This is a genomic window from Streptomyces lydicus, from assembly GCF_001729485.1.
Classification (GTDB): domain Bacteria; phylum Actinomycetota; class Actinomycetes; order Streptomycetales; family Streptomycetaceae; genus Streptomyces; species Streptomyces lydicus_D.
Genome location: NZ_CP017157.1, coordinates 6,261,781 through 6,278,288, shown reverse-complemented (window position 1 = coordinate 6,278,288; position 16,508 = coordinate 6,261,781). Strand labels below are relative to the sequence as shown.

General features: G+C 73.0%; 11 protein-coding genes. 10 read left to right on the top strand and 1 reads right to left on the bottom strand.

Annotation, left to right across the window (positions count from 1 at the left end):
* Nucleotides 1-74: 74 nt before the first annotated feature.
* From miaA to hflX, 6 genes are all read left to right on the top strand, one after another.
* On the top strand, nucleotides 75-1,013 hold the full coding sequence (gene miaA / locus SL103_RS27180; RefSeq protein ID WP_069571568.1) for a tRNA (adenosine(37)-N6)-dimethylallyltransferase MiaA: 939 nt from the start codon (nucleotides 75-77) through the stop codon (nucleotides 1,011-1,013).
* Between the two features lie 108 nt (nucleotides 1,014-1,121).
* Nucleotides 1,122-1,682: a hypothetical protein gene (locus tag SL103_RS27175; protein WP_099055462.1), complete on the top strand. Its 561-nt coding sequence runs from the start codon at nucleotides 1,122-1,124 to the stop codon at nucleotides 1,680-1,682.
* Nucleotides 1,683-1,990: 308 nt separating this feature from the next.
* Nucleotides 1,991-2,866 (top strand): diaminopimelate epimerase, encoded by an 876-nt coding sequence (dapF, locus tag SL103_RS27170; RefSeq protein ID WP_069571566.1) that lies wholly within the window; start codon nucleotides 1,991-1,993, stop codon nucleotides 2,864-2,866.
* Nucleotides 2,867-3,063: 197 nt separating this feature from the next.
* Entirely contained in the window at nucleotides 3,064-5,289 is a 2,226-nt protein-coding gene (locus SL103_RS27165; protein WP_069571565.1) for a RelA/SpoT family protein, read from the top strand.
* Nucleotides 5,290-5,421: 132 nt separating this feature from the next.
* Nucleotides 5,422-7,071, top strand: coding sequence for a M1 family metallopeptidase (locus tag SL103_RS27160; RefSeq protein WP_079146007.1), 1,650 nt, complete (start codon nucleotides 5,422-5,424; stop codon nucleotides 7,069-7,071).
* 145 nt (nucleotides 7,072-7,216) lie between these two features.
* The gene (gene hflX, locus SL103_RS27155; RefSeq protein ID WP_069571564.1) at nucleotides 7,217-8,704 is read left to right on the top strand and encodes a GTPase HflX; all 1,488 of its coding nucleotides are present in this window, start codon (nucleotides 7,217-7,219) and stop codon (nucleotides 8,702-8,704) included.
* A 130-nt stretch (nucleotides 8,705-8,834) separates the two neighbouring features.
* On the opposite strand, the gene SL103_RS27150 is transcribed toward hflX, so the two are convergent.
* Complete coding sequence (locus tag SL103_RS27150; protein WP_069571563.1) at nucleotides 8,835-10,022, bottom strand: trypsin-like serine peptidase; 1,188 nt, start codon at nucleotides 10,020-10,022, stop codon at nucleotides 8,835-8,837.
* Nucleotides 10,023-10,306: 284 nt separating this feature from the next.
* On the opposite strand from SL103_RS27150, the gene SL103_RS27145 reads away from it, so the two are divergent.
* The 4 genes from SL103_RS27145 to SL103_RS27130 all read left to right on the top strand — a co-directional run bounded on the left by SL103_RS27145 (nucleotide 10,307) and on the right by SL103_RS27130 (nucleotide 16,470).
* Complete coding sequence (locus tag SL103_RS27145) at nucleotides 10,307-11,701, top strand: diaminobutyrate--2-oxoglutarate transaminase family protein (protein ID WP_069571562.1); 1,395 nt, start codon at nucleotides 10,307-10,309, stop codon at nucleotides 11,699-11,701.
* Nucleotides 11,698-13,728 carry an IucA/IucC family protein gene (locus SL103_RS27140; RefSeq protein ID WP_069571561.1) on the top strand — a complete coding sequence of 677 codons (2,031 nt, stop codon included), beginning with the start codon at nucleotides 11,698-11,700 and terminating at the stop codon, nucleotides 13,726-13,728. Before SL103_RS27145 ends, SL103_RS27140 begins: the two co-directional genes overlap by 4 nt.
* A gap of 198 nt (nucleotides 13,729-13,926) precedes the next feature.
* Nucleotides 13,927-14,598 (top strand): GNAT family N-acetyltransferase, encoded by a 672-nt coding sequence (locus SL103_RS27135; protein WP_069571560.1) that lies wholly within the window; start codon nucleotides 13,927-13,929, stop codon nucleotides 14,596-14,598.
* A gap of 105 nt (nucleotides 14,599-14,703) precedes the next feature.
* A complete protein-coding gene (locus tag SL103_RS27130; RefSeq protein WP_069571559.1) occupies nucleotides 14,704-16,470 on the top strand; it encodes an IucA/IucC family protein in 1,767 nt (588 codons plus the stop codon).
* Nucleotides 16,471-16,508: the final 38 nt, after the last annotated feature.

Genomic DNA, 16,508 nt, shown 5'->3' with positions numbered 1-16,508 from the left:
AGGCAACGACCCCATCGGTAGCCCGTCACGTCGCTCGTTCGAGATGGGCGCGTGATGTTTGCGAGACTGACGGGGTGAACACCGCTGTTCCCGCTCCGCGGGTCATCGCCGTCGTCGGCCCCACCGCGGCCGGAAAGTCCGATCTGGGCGTCGCGCTCGCACAGCACCTGGGCGGCGAGGTCATCAACGCCGACTCCATGCAGCTCTACAGAGGCATGGACATCGGCACGGCCAAGCTCACCCCCGAGGAACAGCAGGGCGTACCGCACCGCCTGCTCGACATCTGGGACGTGACCCGCGCCGCCAGCGTCGCCGAATACCAGCAGCTGGCCCGTGCCGAGATCGACCGGCTGCTCGCCGAGGGCCGCACCCCGGTCCTGGTCGGCGGCTCCGGCCTGTACGTGCGCGGTGCCATCGACGCCCTCGACTTCCCCGGCACCGACCCGGAGGTGCGTGCCCGCCTGGAGGCCGAGCTGGCGGAACACGGCAGCGGCGCGCTGCACGCCCGGCTGGCCGCCGCCGACCCCGAGGCGGCCCGCGCGATCCTGACCGGCAACGGCCGTCGTATCGTGCGCGCCCTGGAGGTCATCGAGATCACCGGCCGCCCCTTCACCGCCAACCTCCCCGGCCACGAGGCGGTCTACGACACCCTGCAGATCGGCGTCGACGTCGAGCGCCCCGAGCTCGACGAGCGGATCGCGCAGCGGGTGGACCGGATGTGGGAGGCGGGCCTGGTCGACGAGGTGCGTCGCCTGGAGGTCCAGGGGCTCCGCGAGGGCCGTACGGCCTCCCGGGCGCTCGGCTACCAGCAGGTGCTCGCCCAGCTGGCGGGGGAGTGCACCGAACAGGAGGCGCGCGACGAGACGGTACGCGCCACCAAGCGCTTCGCGCGCCGTCAGGATTCGTGGTTCCGCCGGGATCCGCGGGTCCACTGGCTCAGCGGTGCGGCCGACCGGCGGGCGGAACTTCCCGGGCAGGCGCTGGCGTTGCTCGAACGAGCGGTCACAGCCTGATCACGTCATGGCATCGGGACGCTCCGGCCGTCATCAGGGCCGCTGAGAGCGTGTCATCATCGACCTTCGATCGAGGCGTGCAGTCTGCAGTGGGGAGGGCGCGTGGCAATGGAGGCCGGCCCTCGCAACAGAGCCCAGCGGCCGGACAACGGCGCTGACACGGCACCGCTGTCCGACGACGGCCCGGACACCCAGGACGGCCTGCCCGGCACCGGCGCGGTCCGTCCCGGCTCGGGACCGCTCACCGCGCCGGACACCCTGGACGACTCCGACGCACCCGACGCCGTGACCGACGGCACCGTCGGCCCCGACGGGCCCGGTGAGGGCGGCGAGTCCTTCCGGGAGCTGCGCCCGCCGCGCCGGCTGAGGCTGTGGCAACTCGCGCCGATCGTCGGCCTCGCCGCCGTCGGCTCGCTGATGTTCGCCTTCCCCCTCGCCTTCGAGTTCGGCGGCGACGGGGGCGCGGTGATCGCCATGCTCGGCCTGCTGCTGTGCTGCTGCGCCGCCGGCTGGGGCATGATGGCCGCCCGCCGCGTCGGCCACACCTGGCCCGGCCTCCCGGCCCGCGGTTCCGGCCGCCGCGCCGGCTGGCGCGTGGTCCTCGTGTACGCCCTGGTGGTCGCCGTCCCCGCCGCCCTCGCCATCTGGCGGGTGGCGCGCCTCCGCTGAGGACGGGCCCGGGGCGCGCTGAGGCCCGTTCGGGAGCGTCCCTTTTCCCTTCCGGCTTTCCCCTTCCGCTCCGGCTTTTTTCCCTTCCGCTTTCCCCTTCCGTATTTTTCCCCGCCGCCCACCCCCCTTCGGGGGGTGGGCGGGTACATGAGCGCACATCCCTGGCCTACATGAGCGCACCCCCGAGCCCGGCCCAGGTCCGGGTCCGAGGCGGGCCCCGATAGTGGGCCCCGGTGCTCGTGACCGGTCTTGTCCACAGGCTCGGCCCTGTCCCCGCGTCACGCCCGCGCTCCCCGTACGATGCAAGGGTGACCAGCACCGAGCGCATCGCCTTCCTCAAGGGCCACGGCACCGAGAACGACTTCGTGATCGTCCCGGACCCGGACGGTCGTCTCGACCTGTCCGCGACCGCGGTCGCCAGGATCTGTGACCGGCGGGCCGGGCTCGGCGGCGACGGGCTGCTGCACGTCGTGCGTTCCGCCGCGCACCCGGAGGTGCGCGCCCAGGCCGACGAGGCCGAGTGGTTCATGGACTACCGCAACGGCGACGGCTCGATCGCCGAGATGTGCGGCAACGGCGTCCGGGTCTTCGCGCGCTACCTGCTGCACGCCGGGCTGGTCGAGGCCGGCGACCTCGCCGTCGCCACCCGCGCCGGCGTACGCCGCGTCCACGTCGCCAAGTCCGGCGACGTCACGGTGTCGATGGGCCGCGCGGCGCTCCCCGAGGAGGGCGTCGTGGTCACGCTCGACGGCCGTAGCTGGCCGGCCCGCAACGTGAACATGGGCAATCCGCACGCCGTCGCGTTCGTCGAGGACCTGGCCCACGCCGGTGAGCTGCGGGCCGTACCGCCGTTCAGCCCAGCGGCGGTTTATCCCGACGGCGTGAACATCGAGTTCGTCGTCGACCGCGGACCGCGCCACGTGGCGATGCGGGTGCACGAGCGCGGCTCGGGCGAAACGCGCTCCTGCGGCACCGGCGCCTGCGCGGTCGCGGTCGCCACCGCGCGCCGGGACGGCGTGGACCCGGCACGGACCGGTACGCCCGCCACGTACACGGTCGATGTGCTCGGCGGCAGCCTGTCGATCACCGAGCTGCCCGACGGCACCGTCGAGATGACCGGCCCGGCCGAGATCGTCGCCGAAGGCACCTTCGACCCCGCCTGGCTGTCCGCCGCGCTCGCCTGACGGGACCCGGCCGGATCCGCTCCGGTCAGCCCCGTGAAAACGGGGGTTCCGGCCAAAAGATTCGCTCGAACGGGTGATCCGGGTCACTCTGAGCGAGAGCTGGACAGCGCTGCGTGATGGGCTCGATAGCATCAAGCACCGGCCCGGACGTCCGAACTGGCGCGTCCCACCGCCGGTCGACGCTGCCGGAGGTGCCCATGAGCGCAGAGGCCACTAACCCTGGTAATCCTGAAGCAGCGGGCCGCAGGCGCGGCCGCCGCCGACTGGAGCTCAGAGGGCTGCGCCGCATCGGGCGCGCCGCGCTGCTCGGTCCGGCCCAGCGCGACGGCCTCCCGCATGCCCTCGAACACGTCGCGAAGGTGCACCGTCACCACCACCCCGACGCCGAACTGGACATCCTCACCAAGGCGTATCTGCTCGCCGAGTCCTCGCACCGCGGGCAGCTGCGCAAGAGCGGCGAGCCGTACATCACCCACCCGTTGGCGGTGACCCTGATCCTCGCGGAACTGGGCGCGGAGACCACGACCTTGACGGCCTCGCTGCTCCACGACACCGTCGAGGACACGGAAGTGACGCTCGATCAGGTGCGGGACCTGTTCGGTGCCGAGGTGAGCTATCTCGTCGACGGCGTCACCAAGCTGGAGAAGGTCGACTACGGCGCCGCCGCCGAGCCCGAGACGTTCCGCAAGATGCTGGTGGCGACCGGCAACGACGTCCGGGTGATGTCCATCAAGCTCGCCGACCGGCTGCACAACATGCGCACGCTCGGGGTGATGCGGCCGGAGAAACAGGCCCGGATCGCCAAGGTGACCCGCGACGTGCTGATCCCGCTCGCCGAACGCCTCGGCGTCCAGGCGCTCAAGGCCGAGCTGGAGGACCTGGTCTTCGCGATCCTGCACCCGGAGGAGTACGCCACGACCCGCGCCCTGGTCCTGGAGTACGCCACCCGCCCCGATCCGCTCGCCGCGGTCGCGGAGCGGATGCGCACGGTCCTGGCCGAGGCCCGTATCGACGCCGAAGTCCTCGTCCGGCCACGGCACTTCGTCTCCGTGCACCGCGTCCGTCTCGCCCGCCGCGAGCTGACCGGCTCCGACCTGGGCAGGCTGCTGGTCCTGGTGGCGGAGGACGCCGACTGCTACGCGGTCCTCGGCGAGCTGCACACCTGCTTCACCCCGGTGGTCTCCGAGTTCAAGGACTTCATCGCGGCCCCCAAGTTCAACCTCTACCAGTCGCTGCACACCGCCGTCGCCGGCGAGTCCGGGGAGATCGCCGAGACGCTGATCCGCACCCACCAGATGCACCGGGTCGCCGAGGCCGGAGTGATCGCGCTGGGCAACCCGTACACCCCCACGGACGGCGCCGACGCCCCCGACGGCGAGCGGGCCGACCCGACCCGCCCCGGTTGGCTCTCCCGGCTGCTGGAGTGGCAGCGCACCACCCCCGACCCGGACACGTTCTGGACCTCGCTGCGGGACGACCTCGCCCAGGACCGGGAGATCACGGTCTTCTGCACCGTCGCCGCCCCGGACGGTTCCGACGGCTCCGAGGGCCCGCCCGGGGCCGGCGGCGGTGCCCTCGGGCTGCCGCCCGGCGCGAGTTGCGTGGACGCGGCCTACGAGCGGTACGGCGAGGCGGCGCACTGCTGCATCGGGGCCCGCGTCAACGGCCGGCTGGCGACCCTCGCCACCGTCCTGCGCGACGGCGACAGCCTGCAGCTGCTGATGGCCCCGGACAGCGCCACCGGCCCCTCGCCCGAATGGCTCGAACACGCCCGTACGCCCGCGGCCCGGCTCGCCATCGCCCGCTGGCTGGCCGGCCCCCGGGACCCCGGCGGGCGCCCCGGGGGCGCCGGTGAGCCGCCGGTGGTGGTCCCTCCCGTGGGCCGCCCGGTCCCGTCCCCGGACCCCGACCGGGGCCGTTCGGCGGTGGCCTCGGTCACCCCCGGTTCGGTGCTCGCGGTGGCGGACCTGCCCGGCGCCGCGGTCCGGCTGGCCGGCTGTTGCACGCCGGTCCCGCCGGACTCCGTGACCGGCTTCGCCGTACGGGGCGGCACGGTCACCGTGCACCGTGCGCTGTGTCCCGTCGTGGCCCGTATGGCGGCGACCGGCCGCCAGCCCGTGGGGGTGCGCTGGCGGGGAGCAGGCCAGGCGGGCCACGGCTGCCGGGTCACCCTCCTGGCCGAGGCGTTCAGCCGGCCGCACCTCCTGGCCGACCTCACCGAGGTGATCGCCTCCCAGGGCGCCGCCGTGGTGTCGGCCGCCGTCGAACCCCCGCACGAACAGCGGGTCCGCCACACGTACACGCTGCATCTGCCGAACGCCGCCGGCCTGCCGTCCCTGATGCGCGCCATGCGCCAAGTACCCGGCGTCTTCGACGTGTTGCGGGCCGGCCGGACCCGCCGGCCCGCCGCGGTGCGCCCCTGACCGGCGGCACGTCCCCCGAGGTGACGCCCCGTCGGGAACCCGCACCGGTACGGACGCACGATCCGCCGCCCGTTCGGGTGCCGTTTGGCGGCTCGCCCACGGCGCGGGTGGCCGCGTTGGTAGCCGTAGTTCATGTCCCTTCCCTCGCGCCGCCCGTCCCCTGAAGCCGATCGCCCCGTCCCAGCCCTGCCCCGCCGTGCCTCCAGCGGCCGGCGGAGGCGGCCCGGCCGACGGGCCGCCGCCCTCGGGCTGGCCGCCGTCGCGACCCTCGGCGTCGCCGCGCCGCAGCCCCTGGACGCGCAGGGTCTGGGCGACCGGCTCTTCCCCACCCTCGGCAACACCGGGTACGACGTCACGTCCTACGACGTCACGCTGGACTACTCCGGCCACAACGACCGGCCGATGAACGTCACGACCGTGATCACCGCGCGCGCCACCACCGAGCTCGACCACCTCAACCTCGACTTCGCCCGCGGCAGCGTGCGCGCGGCGACCATCGGCGGGCTGCCCGCCAAGTACGAGCAGCACGGTGAGGATCTGGTCCTCACCCCGTCGTTCCACGTCTCCCGCGGGCAGGAACTGAAGATCTCCGTCCAGCACACCAGCGACCCGCGGGGCGCGAGCGACGGCGGGTGGATCCGTACCGCCGACGGGCTGGCGATGGCCAACCAGGCGGACGCCGCGCACCGGGTTTTCCCGTGCAACGACCACCCTTCCGACAAGGCGTTCTTCACCTTCCACCTGACCGCGCCCCAGCAGCTCACCGCCGTCGCCAACGGGCTGCCCGTGGGCGGGGGCCGGCGCGCCGCGACCCGCACCTGGACGTACCGGACCGCCCACCCGATGGCCACCGAGCTGGCACAGATCTCCATCGGGAAGTCCAGCGTGCTGCTGCGGCACGGGCCGCACGGTCTGCCGGTCCGCGACGTCGTGCCGTCCGCGGACCGCCGTGCCCTGGCGAAATGGCTGGCCAAGACCCCCGAGCAGATCGCCTGGATGGAGCGCAAGGTCGGCCCGTACCCCTTCGAGGCGTACGGCGTGCTGATCGCGAACGCCCGGACCGGTTTCGAGCTGGAGACGCAGACCCTCTCGCTCTTCGAGAAGGCCATGTTCACCAGCGGGCACCTGCCGGACTGGTACGTGGAGTCGGTGATGGTGCACGAGCTGTCCCACCAGTGGTTCGGCGACAGCGTCAGCCCCCGCCGCTGGTCCGACGTCTGGCTCAACGAGGCCCACGCGACCTGGTACGAGGCGCTCTACGCGCAGGAGAAGGGCGACCGCCGGGCCTCCCTCGACGCCCGGATGCGGAACGCCTACGAGCAGTCCGACGGCTGGCGTGCCGAGGGCGGACCGCCCGCCGCCCCCAAGGCCCCCAGCCCCGGCCAGAAGATCAGCATCTTCCGGCCGGTCGTCTACGACGGCAGCGCGCTGGTGCTGTACGCCCTGCGGCAGAAGATCGGCCCGACGGCCTTCGACCGGCTCGAACGGGAGTGGGTGACCCACCACCGCGACGGCGTGGCCGACACCGCGGACTTCGTGGCCCTCGCCTCCAAGTCCTCCGGACAGGACCTCACGGGCTTCTTCCAGGCATGGCTCTTCGGTGCGCGGACGCCCCCGATGCCGGGCCACCCGGAATGGCAGCCGAAGGCCGCCGCCGAGAAGCCGGGGACCCCGCCGCAGCCCGGTGGGGCCGTCCGGCCCACCAAACCCCTCCAGCCCGGAAAACCGGCGCAGACGGCCCCGCAGCCGGCGAAACCGGTGCAGCCCGGAAAACCCGCGTGACGGTCCTCGCGGGCCGTGGGACCATCGTCGGGTCGACGGGGACCGGCCCGGGGAATGTCCGGGGCGGCTCGTTCGTTGACACCAGCGACAGTCCCGGTGGGGCCGCCCGGCCCCGTGAGGGCTTCCCAACGACGCAAAGGATCAAATGACCTCCTCTTCTTCCCTTCCGCAGGACCGGCAGCGCCTCCCCGAGAGCCTTCGGGCCGACGCCCTGATGGAAGAGGACGTCGCCTGGAGCCACGAGATCGACGGGGAGCGCGACGGCGACCAGTACGACCGCTCGGCGCGTGCCGCGCTCCGCCGTGTAGCGGGCCTTTCCACCGAGCTCGAGGACGTCACCGAGGTCGAGTACCGGCAGCTCCGCCTGGAGCGGGTGGTCCTCGTCGGGGTGTGGACCTCGGGGACGGTGCAGGACGCCGAGAACTCCCTCGCGGAGCTCGCCGCGCTGGCCGAGACCGCCGGCGCGCAGGTGCTCGACGGCGTCATCCAGCGCCGCGACAAGCCGGACCCGGCCACCTACATCGGTTCGGGCAAGGCCCTGGAGCTGCGTGACATCGTGCTCGAATCCGGGGCGGACACCGTGGTGTGTGACGGTGAGCTGTCCCCGGGCCAGCTGATCCACCTGGAGGACGTCGTCAAGGTCAAGGTGGTCGACCGGACCGCCCTGATCCTCGACATCTTCGCCCAGCACGCCAAGTCCCGTGAGGGCAAGGCGCAGGTTTCGCTGGCACAGATGCAGTACATGCTGCCCCGGCTGCGCGGCTGGGGTCAGTCGCTGTCCCGGCAGATGGGTGGCGGTGGCTCCGGTTCGGCGGGCGGCGGTATGGCCACCCGTGGTCCCGGTGAGACCAAGATCGAGACCGACCGGCGGCGGATCCGCGAGAAGATGGCGAAGATGCGCCGGGAGATCGCGGAGATGAAGACCGGCCGGGACATCAAGCGCCAGGAGCGCCGACGCAACAAGGTCCCCTCGGTCGCCATCGCCGGCTACACCAACGCGGGCAAGTCCTCGCTGCTCAACCGCCTCACCGGCGCCGGCGTGCTGGTGGAGAACGCCCTGTTCGCCACCCTGGACCCGACCGTCCGACGGGCCGAGACCCCCAGCGGGCGGCTCTACACCCTCGCCGACACCGTCGGCTTCGTCCGACACCTCCCGCACCACCTCGTCGAGGCGTTCCGCTCCACCATGGAGGAAGTCGGCGACGCCGACCTCATCCTGCACGTGGTCGACGGCTCGCACCCGGTGCCCGAGGAGCAGCTGGCCGCCGTGCGCGAGGTGATCCGCGACGTGGGCGCGACGGACGTGCCCGAGATCGTGGTCGTCAACAAGGCCGACGCGGCCGATCCGCTGGTGCTGCAGCGCCTGCTGCGCCAGGAGAAGCACGCGCTCGTGGTCTCGGCCCGCACCGGCCAGGGCATGGACGAGCTGCTGGAGCTGCTCGACGAGGAGCTTCCGCGGCCGCAGGTCGAGATCGAGGTCCTGGTGCCCTACACCCAGGGCGCCCTGGTCTCGCGGGCGCACGCCGAGGGCGAGGTGCTCTCCGAGGAGCACACCGCCGAGGGCACGGTGCTCAAGGCGCGGGTGCACGAGGAACTGGCCGCTGAATTCGAGCCGTTCGTGCCCGCCGCGTAACGCGGCTCCGGCGCCCGAGGCGACCGTACACACGCGAAGGGCCCGCCCCCGGGAGATCGGGAGCGGGCCCTTCGCGTGGCACCGCCGAGGTGACGGGGCGGTGCCGCACCGGGCACCGCCCCTCACACCACTAGCTCTTGCTCGCCCACTTCTTGCTCATGGTGTCGAACATCGTCTTGGCCTCGGGGCCCAGGTGCGGGCCGGCCGACCAGCGGGCCGGACGCGGACCCATCGACATGTTGGAGACCAGCACCGGCTTGCCGTCGGCGCCCTTGATGAACCAGGGGCCACCGGAGGAGCCACCGGTCATGGTGCAGCCGATCCGGTACATGGTCGGCTTCTTGGCGTCCATCGACAGCCGGGTCGGCTTGTCGGTGCACTGCTGCTGCGCCGCGCCGTCGAACGGCGCCTCGGCCGGGTAGCCCTGCGCGGTCAGGCTCGGGATCTTGGCCATCGCCGGCGCGTTGAAGTCGACCTCGTACGCGCCGCCGGCGACCTCCTCCAGCGACTTGCCACCGGTGCTCTCCTCCGGCTTCACGTGCATCAGCGCGAAGTCGTACGGAGCCATCGGCACGCCCGGAACGGCGCCGCCGTCCTTGATCCACTCGTTGGACGTCGCCATGTCGTCGGCCCACCACTTGCCCGACGGGACGCGGTCCTCGAAGGGCTTGGTCTTCAACTGGTCGGCGGTGCCACCGGTCCTGTTGAAGTTCGGCACGAACATCATGTTGCGGTACCAGCCGCCGTTCTTGCCGGCGTGCACACAGTGCGCGGCGGTCCACACGAGGTTGGACTTACCGGGGTGCGCCGGGTCCTTGACGACGGTGGCGGAGCAACGCGACTCGCCCTGGGGGGTGCTGAAGAGCAGCAGACCCACGCCGGGAGCGGTGGCGGTGTAGGGGGTCTTGACGGCCTGAGCCGGGACGGCGGCCGGCTCAGGGTCGGTCTTGCCCTGGTCCTCCGAGATGTCCTCGGGCTTGCTGGGGTCCTTCGGGGGCTTGACCTTCTCGATCTTGTCCGGGTTCCAGAAGTTCTTGATGATCGGGTTGATGAACTCCCCGGCTTCCCGGAGCCACTTGTCCCGGTCCCAGTTCTTCCACTCCCCGTTCTTCCACTTGTCCAGGTCGACGCCGTGTTCCTTGAGCTTGTCCTGGATGTCCTGGGGAATCTTGATCTCACCCCCACCCGAGGTGTCCGCCGCGGACTGGCTGGGCTTGGCGTCCGCGTTGTCCCCCTCCGGCCCGCAGCCGGTCGCGGTGAGCGCCACGACAGCGGTGAGGGCGGCGGCGGCCAGGACTGACCGTCGTATGGGTCGCATGGGTGGGTTCCCCCTGTGTGAATCGAGCTGAGCCGGTGTGGCTTGAGCGGAGTCGCGCCGGTTTTGAACTTGTCATGAACCTCAAGATCTCGGCGCGGCACCCCACTATGCCGGTGACGATGGGGACGGCGGTACTCGGGTCCCCGGTTCCCGGCCGACAAGGATCTTGCCGCGGACCGTGATCCGGCGTCGCCGCCGTCGTTGGTACGTACGGGGGACGTCCGGGCTGCCCGCAGGGCTCGCGCGGTATCCAGCACCTCACCAAGCAGGAGGACACAACTGCCGTGGCGTTGACCGACACCGTGCCGGCGGCCGCTCCGCCGGCCCACGAGGGGATCCTGCGCCGGCAGTCCCTGCGTGAGTCCGCTGCCCGCACGTACGCGCGCTCGCTGCCCATCGTCCCGGTCCGGGCCCGGGGCCTGACCATCGAGGGCGCCGATGGCCGGCGCTATCTCGACTGCCTCTCCGGTGCCGGGACGCTGGCCCTCGGCCACAACCATCCCGTGGTGCTCGAAGCGATCCGCGCGGTCCTCGACTCCGGCGCCCCGCTGCACGTCCTCGACCTGGCCACACCCGTCAAGGACGCCTTCACCACCGAGCTCTTCGCCACGCTGCCCGCGGAATTGGCCGAAAGGGCCCGCATCCAGTTCTGCGGCCCGGCCGGTACGGACGCCGTCGAGGCCGCCTTCAAACTCGTCCGCACGGCGACCGGCCGGGACGGCCTGATGGCCTTCTCCGGCGCCTACCACGGCATGACCGCGGAGGCGCTCGCCGCCTCCGGGGGAGCGCAGCGCACCGGCGTGGTCCGGCTGCCCTATCCGTACGACTACCGCTGCCCGTTCGGCGTGGGCGGTGAGCGCGGCGCCGAACTCGCCGCGCGCTGGACCCGCAGCCTGCTCGACGACCACAAGAGCGGGGTGCCCCGGCCGGCCGGGATGATCCTGGAACCCGTCCAGGGGGAGGGCGGGGTGATCCCCGCCCCGGACAGCTGGCTGCAGCAGATGCGGGAACTCACCGCGAGCCGGCAGATCCCGCTGATCGTGGACGAGGTGCAGACCGGCGTCGGCCGCACCGGCACCTTCTGGGCCGTCGAGCGCAGCGGGATCGTGCCGGATGTGCTCGTGCTGTCGAAGGCGATCGGCGGCAGCCTGCCGCTCGCCGTCATCGTCTACCGCGAGGAACTCGACGCCTGGCCGCCCGGAGCCCACGCCGGCACCTTCCGCGGCAATCAACTCGCCATGGCCGCCGGCGCCGCCACCCTCGCGTACGTCCGTGCCAACGGCCTCGCCGAGCGCGCGGGCGAACTCGGTCGACGGATGCTGGCCCGGCTGGCGGACCTCGCCGCATCCCACGACTGCATCGGTGACGTCCGCGGCCGCGGACTGATGCTGGGCATCGAACTCGTCGACCGGGGCGCCGACGCCGACGCCACCGGCGCCCGCCCCGCCGACCCCCGGCTCGCCGCCGCCGTCCAGCAGGCATGCCTGGACCGCGGCCTGATCGTCGAACTGGGCGGCCGGCACTCCGCCGTCGTCCGGCTGCTGCCACCCCTGACCATCACCGACGAACAGGCGGACGCCATCCTCGACCGCCTCGCCGACGCCGTCACGGCGGCGGTCCGCACCACCCCCGGGCCGACGGGCTCGTCCCCCACGACACTGCGAGGCACCACCCCATGAACGAACGCCCCGGCCCCGACAACGTCCCGCCCGGCGAGACCACCCCCGACCGGCACCAGAGCGCCGCCACGATCGAGTCCGTACCGCGCCAGCAGCGGCGCGCCCCGGACGACGGCTGCCACCAGCAGACCCACGAGGACCCGGCACGGACCGCACCCCACACGGCACCCGGCCCCTACGACCGCGCCCGCCACGGCGACCACGACCCCCTCGACCACCCCGACCCGGCGGTCGCCGCCGACGCCGCGGGCATCGAGCATCTGCTGCGCTGCTGGCTGCGGGAGAGCGGCAGCGAACGGCCGGCCGGCGGCCGGCTGCGCGTCCCGCTGCGGGCCGGTGCGGGCGCCCTGCACGTCCCCGTCCGCTACTGGTCCCCCACCGGCTGGCACCGCCTGGGCGCCCCCGCCCTCGAAGGCGCCCCGGCCGGCGCCGCCCCGCTCGACGCCGTCACCCTCGCCGCGCTGCTGCGCCGGGAGGCAGCGCACGACGGCGACCGGCGGGCCTCGGACGGCGGCGAACACCGGGTCGCGGACGCCGACGAGCAGAGCGGCCCGGACGGCGCGCAGCCGCAAACACCGGACGGCGAGGGCGCCGAACTCGTCGGCCGGGTCGCCGACTCCGTACGCAATGTGGCCACCTTCCTGGCCGACCGGCGCGCCCGGCCCGCCGACGACCACGCCGCTCTCTTCCTCGAAGCGGAACAGTCCCTCCTCTTCGGCCACCCGCTGCACCCCACGCCCAAGAGCCGCGAGGGCCTGTCCGACGCCGAGACCCGCGCCTACTCACCCGAACTCCGCGGCGCCTTCGCGCTCCACTGGATGGCCGTGCACCGCTCCGCCGTCGCCACCGACTCGGCCTGGACGGAGCGCGGCAAGCCCGTACCGGCCGAGCAGCTCGCCGCCCGGCTCGCCGGTGAAGAGCTCCGACTCCCCGACGACACCGTGCCGTTGCCGGTGCACCCCTGGCAGGCCAGGGAACTCGCCGACCGCCCCGACATCGTCGCGCTGCGGGACGCCGGCCTGTTGCACGACCTGGGGCCCCACGGCCCGCGCTGGTGCCCCACCTCCTCCGTCCGCACCGTCTACCGCCCCGACGCGGAGGCCATGCTCAAACTCTCCCTCGGGCTGCGCATCACCAACTCCCGCCGGGAGAACCTCCGCAAGGAACTCGTGCGCGGGGTGGAGGTGCACCGGCTGCTGCGCACCGGCCTCGCCGAGCAGTGGCAAGCTGTCCACCCCCGCTTCGACATCGTCCGCGACCCGGCCTATCTCGCCGTCGACGGTCCCGACGGCACGCCCGTCCAGGGCCTCGACGCCGTCATCCGCCACAACCCCTTCAGCACCACCGACGACGCCGTGTGCATCGCCGGCCTCACCTCGCCCCGTCCCTGGCCCGGGCACGCGGGCGTCCGCTCCCGCCTCGAAGACCTCGTCGGCGCCCTCGGCGGCCGCACCGGCCGCTCCCCGGGCGCGGTGGCGACGGAGTGGTTCCTGCGCTATCTCGAAGCGGTCGTACGGCCCCTGCTGTGGCTCGACGGCACGGCCGGCATCGCCCTGGAGGCCCACCAGCAGAACACCCTCGTGCTGCTCGACCCCGACGGCTGGCCGGTCGGCGGCCGCTACCGCGACAACCAGGGCTACTACTTCCGGGCCTCCCACCGCGCCGCGCTGGAGCGGCGGCTGCCGGGCATCGGCACGGTCAGCGACACCTTCGTCGCCGACGAGGTCGTCGACGAGCGCTTCGCCTACTACCTGGGCATCAACAACGTCCTCGGTCTCATCGGGGCGTTCGGCGCCCAGCGCCTCGTGCGCGAGGAGATCCTGCTCGCCGCCTTCCGGCGGTTCCTCTCCGACGCCGCCGCGGCACCCCCCGCGTACCGCTCGCCGCTTCCGGAACAGCTGCTCACCGCCCGCACGCTGCGCTGCAAGGCCAACCTCGCGACCCGGCTGCACGGCCTGGACGAGTTGGTCGGCCCCGTGGAGACGCAGTCCGTCTACGTCACCCTGCCCAACCCGCTCGCCCCGTGAGACGTGGCGTGCGGACCCCTCCCGACCGGCCCCCACGCCGCAGGCCGCACGCCCGCCCCGGCCCCAGACCACGGACCACCACCGCCCGCCCCCCGACCCCCGTCGTCCGACCGCCGTTACCGGCCCACCGTCCCCGGCGCCGACGCCCCGCGACCCACAAGGCCGCGCGGCAACCGGCCACGAGAGGAGAGCGTCGCCGTGCCATCCACCGATTCCGGCCTCAGCTCCAGCTCCGACGAGACCCTCAACCGTCGGCTCCCGCCACCCCGCGGCCTCCCGGCCGGCTTCCCGGGCCCGGGCCCGCTGCTCGGCGACCCGGGGGACTGGGGGCCGGTCGACACCCCGGGCGGGCCGTTCGCCCTGGTCCCCGTCCGGCCGGAGCGCGATCTCGGCCGGATCACCGGCTGGATGAACGACCCGGCCGTCGCGGCCTTCTGGGAGCTGGCGGGGCCGCCGGAGACCACCGCCGCCCACCTGCGCGGCCAGCTCGACGGCGACGGCCGCAGCGTGCCCTGCCTGGGGGTGCTGGACGGCGTCCCGATGAGCTACTGGGAGCTCTACCGCGCCGATCTGGACCCGCTCGCGCACCACTACGCGGCCCGCCCCCAGGACACCGGGATCCACCTCCTCATCGGTCGCGGCGCCGACCGCGGCCACGGTTTGGGCAGCGCGCTGCTGCGCGCCGTCGCCGATCTCGTGCTCGACCACCGCCCGCGCTGCTCGCGCGTCCTCGCCGAGCCCGCTCTGCGCAACACCGCGTCCGTCGCGGCGTTCCTGACCGCGGGCTTCCGCTTCGCCGAGGAGATCGAACTGCCGGAGAAGCGCGCCGCGTTGATGATCCGCGACCGCGCCCATCGCCATCTGCTCTGACCCGGCGGCCGTCCGTCGACGGCCCCGAACCGGTCCGCCGTCCACCCCGCCGCTCCGGTTGTCCCCCTTACGTGCCGGGGCGGTCCCGCTTCGAGGAGTCCCGCCTTGTCTCCTGAGCCCCAGCCCTCGCACCGCGCCTGGCAGCACGCCGCGCGCCGACTGTTCGCCAAGATCCTCGCGGAGTTCGCCTACGAGGAAGTCCTCGCGCCCGAGCCCGACGGCACCGCCCCCGACGGCACCCCGCAGTACCGCCTGCCGGTCACCGACGAGCTGGTCTACCGCTTCCGGGCCCGCCGCGGCGCCTACGGCCACTGGCGCGTCGACCCCGCCTCGATCACCCCCGACACCGACCCCTTCCACTTCCTCACGCACGCCCACGACACCGTCCTGGGCCTGTCCGGCGACACCACCGGTCACCTCATCCGCGAGCTGACCACCACCCTCGCCGCCGACACCCGTCTCGACGCCACGGCCCTCAGCGCCGCCGATCTCGCCGACCTGGACTACGCCGCCCTCGAAGGCCACCAGACCGGCCACCCCTGGCTGGTGGCGAACAAGGGCCGGCTCGGCTTCTCCGCCGCCGACGCGGCGGCCTGGGCCCCCGAGGCCCGCACCCCCCGGCGGCTGCCCTGGCTCGCCGCGCACCACAGCATCGCCCACTACCGCGGTATCCCCACGCTGGCCACCCCCGACCGCCTCTACGGCGAGGAACTCGACCCCGCCACCCGTCACACCTTCGCCCGCACCCTCACCGACCAGGGCCTCGACCCCGCCGACTACCTCTATCTCCCCGTGCACCCCTGGCAGTGGGACGAGACCATTGCCCCGCTCTTCGCCCCGCAACTCGCGGACAGATCCATCATCGCGCTGCCCACTGACAACGACCTCCGCCTGCCGCAGCAGTCGATCCGTACGTTCCTCAACATCAGCCGGCCCTGGGCCCGTACGGTCAAACTGCCGCTGTCGATCCTCAACACCCTGGTCTGGCGCGGTCTGCCCACCGAGCGCACCCTCGCCGCACCCGCGGTGACCCGTTGGGTGCACGGCCTGCGGGACGCGGATCCGTTCCTGCGTGACGAGACCCGGGTGATCCTGCTCGGCGAAACCGCCTCGGTCACCGTCGAGCACCCCCTCTACGACCGGCTGCCCGGCGTCCCGTACCAGTTCAAGGAGCTGCTGGGCTGTATCTGGCGGGAGCCGATCAGCGGCTTCCTCGACCCCGGGGAACGCGCCCGCACGCTGGCCTCGCTGCTGCAGACCGACCCCGGAGGCCGGGCGCTGACCGCCGAACTGGTGCACCGCTCCGGCCTGGCCCCGCGCGACTGGCTGGCCCGGCTGTTCGCCGCCCTCCTGCCGCCCCTGCTGCACTTCCTCTACCAGTACGGCACGGTCTTCTCCCCGCACGGGGAGAACGCCATCGTGGTCTTCGACGAGCACGACGTCCCCACCCGCCTCGCGGTCAAGGACTTCGTCGACGACGTGAACACCACCTCCGAGCCGCTGCCCGAGCACGACTCCATGCCGGACGACGTGCGCACCGTGCTGCTCACCGAACCGCCCGCCTTCCTCACCCAGTTCATCCACTCCGGGCTGTTCGTCGGCGTCTTCCGCTACCTCGCACCGCTGTGTGCCGACCAACTGGACGTTCCCGAGGCGGAGTTCTGGTCACTCGTACGGGCGGAGATCCTGCGCCACCACGAACGCTTCCCCGCGCTCAAGGAACGGCACGAGACCTTCGACCTGCTCACTCCGCGGATCGAGCGGCTGTGCCTGAACCGCAACCGTCTGCATGTGGACGGCTACCGCGACCGCCGTGAGCGCCCGCACGCCGCGGTGCACGGGACCGTCCCCAACCCGCTGCACGCACCGTGACCGGGCCGGCTGTCAGTGGTCCCGCGTAGGCTTGCAGA